The sequence below is a fragment of the Cyclobacterium sp. 1_MG-2023 genome, from assembly GCF_030546805.1.
Taxonomy (GTDB): Bacteria; Bacteroidota; Bacteroidia; order Cytophagales; family Cyclobacteriaceae; genus Cyclobacterium.
Genome location: NZ_JAUOPC010000025.1, coordinates 20,587 through 28,200 on the forward strand (window position 1 = coordinate 20,587; position 7,614 = coordinate 28,200).

The following is a 7,614-nucleotide window of genomic DNA, read 5'->3' on the forward strand; positions in this document are numbered from 1 at the left end:
TGTTTAAAACCCTAAATCTAACCCTATGGAAAAGGTTTTAGCCTGAGGTGCTGAGTAAAGATCAACTCCCTGAAATAAATTTGCATTGGCAAAACTATTGGACAATGCTTCTGTACCTACTTCAGGGTCCCAGCCATTGTATTTGGTGAAGGTCAATAGGTTTTGCGCAATTATATAAATTTTTGCATCCTGAATTTTTAATTTATTGTTCCATTTTTCAGGGAAATTATAGGCCAGAGAGATGGTTTTAAGGCGAAGGTAACTGCCATCAGAAATATACCTGCTAGAGGCAGAACAGCCATTGCATTGACCGAGTCTGGCTTGAGGAACATCAGTGATGTCACCGGGATTTTGCCACCTTTCCATTTGGTCCACCGTATTATTGTCAAACCAATAGGCATTGTTGGAATAATAACTACCTGCCGCTTGGTAAATTTCATTGCCAAATACTCCCTGTAGTAGGAAGAGCAGGTCAATGTTTTTATAGGAGATTTCATTGGTTAACCCGCTAATGAAATCCGGGTTTGGACTTCCTAGAAATAATTTAGCAGCTGAATTATAGTCATTGGTGGTTTCTGAAAGATCTTCATTAGCATAGTACAAGGCATCTCCATTGTCCGGATCAACGCCGGCATATTTAGGACCGTAAAAAACGGCCATGGGTTGATCGATAAAGATCCCGTTTAGGTAACTAGAGTAAGGAGGTGGGATGGAAGTTTGGTCTTTGGAAAGCGATCGAACTCGGTTGATGTTTCTGGAAAAGTTAAAAGAAGAACGCCAAATTAGATTTTTGTTGGCATAATTAATCGAGTTGAGTAAAATCTCAAAACCGTAATTCTGCATTTCACCTATATTTTGCCTTTGAGACACAAAGCCTGTGGTAGCAGGAACAGGCACCAGCAACAATAGGTCTTTTGTTGTTTTATTGTAAAAATCAATTTCTCCTGAAATGCGGTCTTCAAATAGACCAAATTCTAAACCTATATCAAATTGTTTGGTGGTCTCCCAAGTTAAGTTTGGATTGGCTATTTGTGTGGGGGACAAGCCGGGACTTAGGTTATAAGGGAGTGGTTCATACAATCCTAGGTGGTCAAAATCACCGATCAATGCATTTCCTGTGAGCCCATAGGAAGTGCGAAGTTTAAAGAAGCTTAGGTAAGCATTGCCTTTCAGAAAGGATTCTTCACTTATTATCCATCCCAAGGACCCTGCCGGGAAAAAACCATATTTCTTGCTATTTCCAAATCTAGAGGAACCATCATATCGGGTGCTAACCCCAAGCAGGTATTTGTCTTCCAGTGAGTAATTTACCCGAGCAAAATAGGAGAGAAAGGATGAGCTAGTAAGAGTGGATGTGCCATCAACAATCTCAGCAGCTGAATTTATTGTCTTCAGCCCGTCCAAAGGAAATTCCCTTCCATCTACACTCGTAAATCGGGTTTCACTGTTTTGATAGGACATCCCCAAAGTAGCCTCTAAATCATGGTTCCCCTGAATAATAGGTTTGTATGTAAAATAATTGTTGGTCGTATAGTTGGTGATTTTTATCCAACGGGAAGAACCATAACCATTGGAACTTTGCCCGGTGGCTGTGAGTGATCCAAAATACCTGTCATCGTTTTGTGTGATATTGTCTAATCCAAACTCAGACCTAAAGCTCAGCTCCTTATTGATCTTCACCTCCCCATACACATTATTGAGGTTTCTTAAGCTGCTGGTGGTCCAACTGGAATTTTCGGAATCGATTAAATTGTTGTAGTAAATTGTAGTAGGGCGATCATATAAGTTTCCATCCAAATCTCGCAAAGGGGAAATGGGTGCCAAAGCCACCAGTTGCATGGGATTATTGAATAGATTGTCGCCGGGCAAGGTATTGGTGGAGGTGCTCGAAAGGCTGAAATTAGCACCGAAAGAAAAATTATCACTAAGCTGGTGGTCTAGGTTCAACCTTCCTGAAATTCTTTCCAAGCTATTCCGAATTAAGATTCCTTCTTGCTTGTCGTAGGCACTTGAAAAATAAAACTTAGTTCTGTCATCTCCTCCTGAAGCTGAGAAATTGACATTTGTCACCCCCGCATCCGAATTAAATGCCTGGTCTTGCCAGTTGGTATTTACATCCCCGGTTCTCCAATCTGAATGCCCTGCATATTGGTCCAAGAGATTGTCAACAAACTGAAGTTGAGAATCCGGATACTCTTCAGGACTATTGATCGGGTCTTTATTGGCAGCCAAGTCATTGTTGTACCCCGCTTCTCTGAAGAGCGCTACATATTGACTGGCATTTAAGAATTTCTTTTTACGGGTTGGGCTACTATAACCTCTCTGAATGCCTACATTAAACTTGGTTTTACCTGAAAACCCTTTGTTGGTGGTGATTACCACCACACCATTCGAACCTCTGGCACCATAAATTGATGCAGCAGCTGCATCTTTCAATACATTAATAGAGGCGATATCCCTCATATTAAGCATGGCCATGGGGTTACTGTTATCAATGCTTCCTGAAGAAGTAATAGGTATTCCATCAATGATGTACAAAGGGTCATTGCCGGCAGAGATAGAGCTTGTACCCCTAATTCTTACTTTTACCCCATCCCCAAGTTTTCCGCTGGCATCAGCTACAAATACTCCGGGAAGTCTACCTTGCAAAGTTTCTTGGAAATTTGGCACCGGAATATTAGCTATATCTTGCCCTTCAATTCTGGAAATATTTGCAGTAAGGGCAGATTTATGAATACTTCCATATCCAACTACAACAATTTCGTCAAGTGAATTGAGATTGGCCACTAAGCTGATGTTCAATTCCATGCTTCTTTTTACTACGATTTCCTGAGGAACATATCCCATTGAGGAAAAAGTAACAATAGCTTCTTTTTTTATATTAATTCGGTATTCCCCTAAATCATTTGTTGAAGTAGAATTTCCGGTTTCTAGGGCACTAATAAGTACTCCGGGCATTCCAATTCCATCTTCCTCCGAAGTTACTTTTCCGAAGATTGTGATGGTTTGGGCCAAACCGATTGTTGGAAATACGTATAACAAAGCCAACACAATAAATATATTGCTTTTCATAGATAAGCTGGTGGATAATTAAAATCGCAATGTGGTGATAAAAAATCCTAATAGGTTTAGGACTTTAGTTTATTTCCGGGGATTAAATTTATTGCTAAACTGAGACTAAAGTAATAAAAAAATAACTATTGGTGCAATCTTGATAAAATTATATTTAACTTTCTATTAATATTTCTTATGTAAAAATAGTGAATTATAGTGTTATTTTTTGTCAAATGAAGCAGATGTAAATTATAATCCTTTAGGACTTTAGGTTGGTTTCCTCAGGAATTATTCGCCGGGGTTAACTGCTTTCTTACTGAATTAATAATTTAATAATAATCAGAATAAGAAGGGTTGAGATTAGGTAGATTTCAATTTTTCGGAAGATTTGAAAACGGCATTTAGAAGAAAAAAAATACCCTAAACAAGGGCTGTATTTCCTTATTTAGGGTATTCGAAATGTATTATTTTTTAAATGGAAAAACTTTCTCCACATCCACAAGTTCTTGAAGCATTTGGATTCACAAACTGAAATCCTTTGCCATTCAATCCATCTGTAAATTCTAAGGTGGTGCCGGCCAAATAAAGTAAGCTTTTTCTATCTACGATTATTTTAACACCCTTGTCTTCAAAAATCTGGTCGGAATCAGTGGTTTTGTTGTCAAAGCCTAGGTCATACATTAAGCCTGAACAACCACCGCCTTTGACGGATACCCTTATGTTTTCCTCTTCATTTCTGTTCTCTTCTTGTCTAAGTTCAAGGATACGATCCTTGGCCTTTTCTGAAACGATGATCATATCTATTCAAATTTAATTACCCTAATCATTTAACGACAATTAACCGGTAATGTTAGAAATAAATTCCATTTTTCCTACCGAATTATTAAGCAAAGTTAACAAATCAAATGGAAATAGACGCTTTTTCCTGTTCATAAGGATTTTTTGATGATTGGAAGTAATTGGTTTTATGGAAAGTGGGTTTGAATTTTAGCCGGTAAGAATGCCTATTCACGAAATGGCCAACTCACAAATATGTTGTACTTTTGTATTTGAAATGGATTGCCCGTGGATTAATGGGAAATTAGCAGATAATAAATACTATGGATAAGGAAAAAAGGACTGAAATTTCAAATCTTGGAGAGTTTGGGCTTATAGATATGATAAGTGAGGATATCAAAACCAACCATTCCAGTTCTGTAAAAGGAATAGGAGATGATGCTGCAGTGATTGGCCAAGGGGATGACCTTCGTGTGGTGACTACTGATTTACTTTTAGAGGGAGTTCATTTTGACCTATCATTCACTCCATTAAAGCATCTTGGATTTAAGGCTGTGGCCGTAAATGTAAGTGATGTAGCTGCCATGAATGCGATTCCTACACAAGTGACTGTTGGCATAGGGCTTTCCAGCCGATTTTCGGTAGAAGCTGTAAAAGAACTTTATGAGGGAATTAAATTAGCTGCCACGCATTATAATGTGGATATAGTAGGTGGAGATACCACCTCCTCCAGAGCCGGTTTGGTCATCAGTATTACAGCCATTGGAGAAGTAAAGAAGTCTGCCATCAGCTACAGGTCAGGAGCTAAAGTCAATGATATCATTTGTGCTACAGGTGACTTGGGTGCGGCATTTATTGGGCTTCAGATACTGGAGCGTGAAAAACAAGTGTTTTTATCCAATCCAAACATGCAACCGGATTTGGAAAAATATCCTTACATCACCGGAAGGCAATTGAAACCGGATGCCAGAATGGATATTATTCATGAATTTAAAGAGATGGGCTTGGTACCTACCAGTATGATCGATGTTTCTGATGGATTGGCTTCAGAATTATTTCATATCTGTAAGGCATCCGATGTAGGGGTGGCCATTTATGAAGACAAACTGCCCATAGACAAGCAAACATTTGACACAGCTGTGGAGCTAAACTTAGACCCCATTACCTGTGTGTTAAATGGAGGGGAAGATTATGAGTTGCTCTTCACTATCAATCAAGAAGATTTTAAAAAACTGGAGAAGCATCCTGATATCCATTTTATTGGGCATGTTACTGAAAAAGACAGTGGCAAATACCTTGTTACAAAAAGTGGAACTGCCGTTGAATTAAAAGCCCAAGGCTGGGTACATTTTTAATCCCTGCCTTGAGTTGGTATTTATACATTCCTTATTCTTCGGGATAAGGAATGTATAAAAACTTAGTGAATTCAGCATCTACTACAAAAAGACAACAGAATTCATCCGGGTCTTTATAAGCAGCTTTAAACTGTTCTATTCCGTCTTCTTTTATCAATTTTCGCTGAACAAATTCATCCAAATAGGTGATATAATAATTCCAATCCAACGGTTTTTCTTTGTTGCTGAGAAACAATTGTCCTATGGGCTGTTCATCTTTGCTAATAGGGAAAATTGGATATTCTGAGAATTTCCTTTTTCTTACTTGGTAGGCAGCTTCTTTAAGTGTTTCACTTATTTTTACAAAATCACTGCTGATAGTGCCCAAGTATTTTCCATTCAATTCCGGGTCATTTTCATTGCTGATCATTCTTGCTCTTTTATTTTAAGTAAAACTACATTTTCAACATGGTAAGTTTGGGGAAACATGTCTACAGGCTGAATTTTTATCACATCATATTTTTCAGCCAGTAAGGCAACATCTCTTGCCTGAGTAGCCGGGTTACAACTCACATATACTATTTTTTCGGCTTCAAGTTTTAAAAGCATATTCACAACGTCCTCATGCATTCCAGCTCTGGGAGGGTCTGTAATGATGACATCTGCTTTTTGGTGGTTGGAGACAAAGGTGTCATCCAATACATCTTTCATGTCTCCGGCGTAAAACAAGGTGTTGTCGATATTATTACGGATTGCATTTTCCTTTGCATCTACAATGGCTGGTTCCACATATTCAATGCCAATTACTTGTTTTGAATGCTTTGCCACGAAATTTGCAATGGTTCCTGTACCTGTATACAAATCATACACGACCTCATTGCCACTTAGATCGGCAAATTCTCTTGCGACTTTATATAGCTCGTAAGCCTGAGATGAATTGGTTTGGTAAAAAGATTTAGGGCCAATTTTAAACTTTAAGCCTTCCATGGTCTCTTCAATATAGTCCTTACCGGCATAAGTATGGACTTCCAAATCTTGAAAAGTTTCATTTTTCTTAAGGTTGATGATGTACATCAAGGCCGTGATTTCAGGAAAACGTTGGTGTAAAAACTCCATTGTTTTATCAATACCTTCTTGGTCATCTGCCCCAAATTGAATAATAACCATCGACTGCCCGTCTAGGGTGGTTCTGATAATTAAGTTGCGCAGTAGGCCTGTTTGATTGATAATGTCATAATAACCTAAGCCTTCTTTTAAGGCAAATGCACCCAATTCATTTCTAACATCGTTGGAAATATTGCCTTGCAGGTAACAGTGATCAATGTCAATTATCTTGTCAAACCTTTTAGGAACGTGAAAACCCAAAGCATTCCTTTCAAAGGTTTCTCCCGAATCGATTTCTTCACGGGTAAGCCATCGATTGTTAGAAAAAGTAAAATCTAATTTATTTCTATAATATTGGGTTTTAGCAGAGCCAATTATAGGCATTACCTGAGGTAAGGGTACTTTGGCAATCCTTTCAAACTGATCGATGACCTGTTGCCTTTTATATGTCATCTGCAGTTCATAGGAGATGTGTTGCCACTTACAGCCCCCACAAATGCCAAAATGGCTACAAAAAGGACTCACCCTGTCAGAAGAGTATTCATGAATTTTTATTGCCTCAGCTTCCAGGAAGCTACTGCGTCCTTTGGTAACCCTGACATCTACCACATCACCTGGGGCAACATTAGCTACAAAGACCACCTTGCCTTCATGGTGTCCTACACATTTTCCCTCGGCAGCAATTCTTTCGATTTTTAACTGCTCGAGGACCTTATTCTTCATTTTTCTTGACATAGCTCGCAAAATTAATCATTTTCGGTCAAAGGGTTGAATATTGTCCTTCTTGGTTTCAAACTTTTATAGGTCTCGGTCAATGCTGTCCTAAATAATTTTTGATTTATCTGTATTTGGAAGGGGCTTAGTAATCAAGATGGTTGAGGTTTCAAGTAGCAGATACATGCCCAATGAAAATATCCCTTACCGATGTGCCCAGCTGTCAAATCACTTGCTGCCCTTATCAGTTTGCTTTTCCTGTACCAATTTCTTGAAAATTGACCCGTCGATTTTTTAATAATTTGTAAAAAAAATGCAATATCACACATAAGAGGTTCAATCTTAATTGAGTGCGCTATAGGAAAAGTTTGTTTGAATTATCAAATTATTTATTTAACTTATATTTTAGTAGTTAAGCCTTTAAAGAGATAATTAGGAGCAATTTTCAAACTATCTTTAGTAAAATTCAATCTATTAGTATCTTTTTTTGTGTTGTTTATTAATATTATTTAAAGTAAACCTACTTAAAATCAAAATATAAAGACTTTAAAAAAAACGATACCCGAAATAAAAATTTCATGAAAAATATTATATGGACAATAATAGCAACAGCGATCTTAAGTACTTCTTG

General features: G+C 37.9%; 5 protein-coding genes. 1 reads left to right on the plus strand and 4 read right to left on the minus strand.

What is annotated here, in order from left to right; genetic code table 11:
* Positions 1–3: 3 nt before the first annotated feature.
* Positions 4–3,072: a TonB-dependent receptor gene (locus Q4534_RS23245; RefSeq protein WP_303615556.1), complete on the minus strand. Its 3,069-nt coding sequence runs from the start codon at positions 3,070–3,072 to the stop codon at positions 4–6.
* A gap of 453 nt (positions 3,073–3,525) precedes the next feature.
* The gene (locus Q4534_RS23250; RefSeq protein WP_303615557.1) at positions 3,526–3,852 is read right to left on the minus strand and encodes an iron-sulfur cluster assembly accessory protein; all 327 of its coding nucleotides are present in this window, start codon (positions 3,850–3,852) and stop codon (positions 3,526–3,528) included.
* Positions 3,853–4,154: 302 nt separating this feature from the next.
* On the opposite strand from Q4534_RS23250, the gene thiL reads away from it, so the two are divergent.
* Positions 4,155–5,186 (plus strand): thiamine-phosphate kinase, encoded by a 1,032-nt coding sequence (gene thiL / locus Q4534_RS23255; protein WP_303615558.1) that lies wholly within the window; start codon positions 4,155–4,157, stop codon positions 5,184–5,186.
* Positions 5,187–5,217: 31 nt separating this feature from the next.
* On the opposite strand, the gene Q4534_RS23260 is transcribed toward thiL, so the two are convergent.
* Both Q4534_RS23260 and rlmD read right to left on the minus strand, forming a co-directional pair.
* A complete protein-coding gene (locus Q4534_RS23260; RefSeq protein WP_303615559.1) occupies positions 5,218–5,595 on the minus strand; it encodes a hypothetical protein in 378 nt (125 codons plus the stop codon).
* Positions 5,592–7,004 (minus strand): 23S rRNA (uracil(1939)-C(5))-methyltransferase RlmD, encoded by a 1,413-nt coding sequence (gene rlmD, locus Q4534_RS23265; protein ID WP_303615560.1) that lies wholly within the window; start codon positions 7,002–7,004, stop codon positions 5,592–5,594. The genes Q4534_RS23260 and rlmD overlap by 4 nt, the downstream gene beginning before the upstream one ends.
* Positions 7,005–7,614 lie beyond the last annotated feature (610 nt).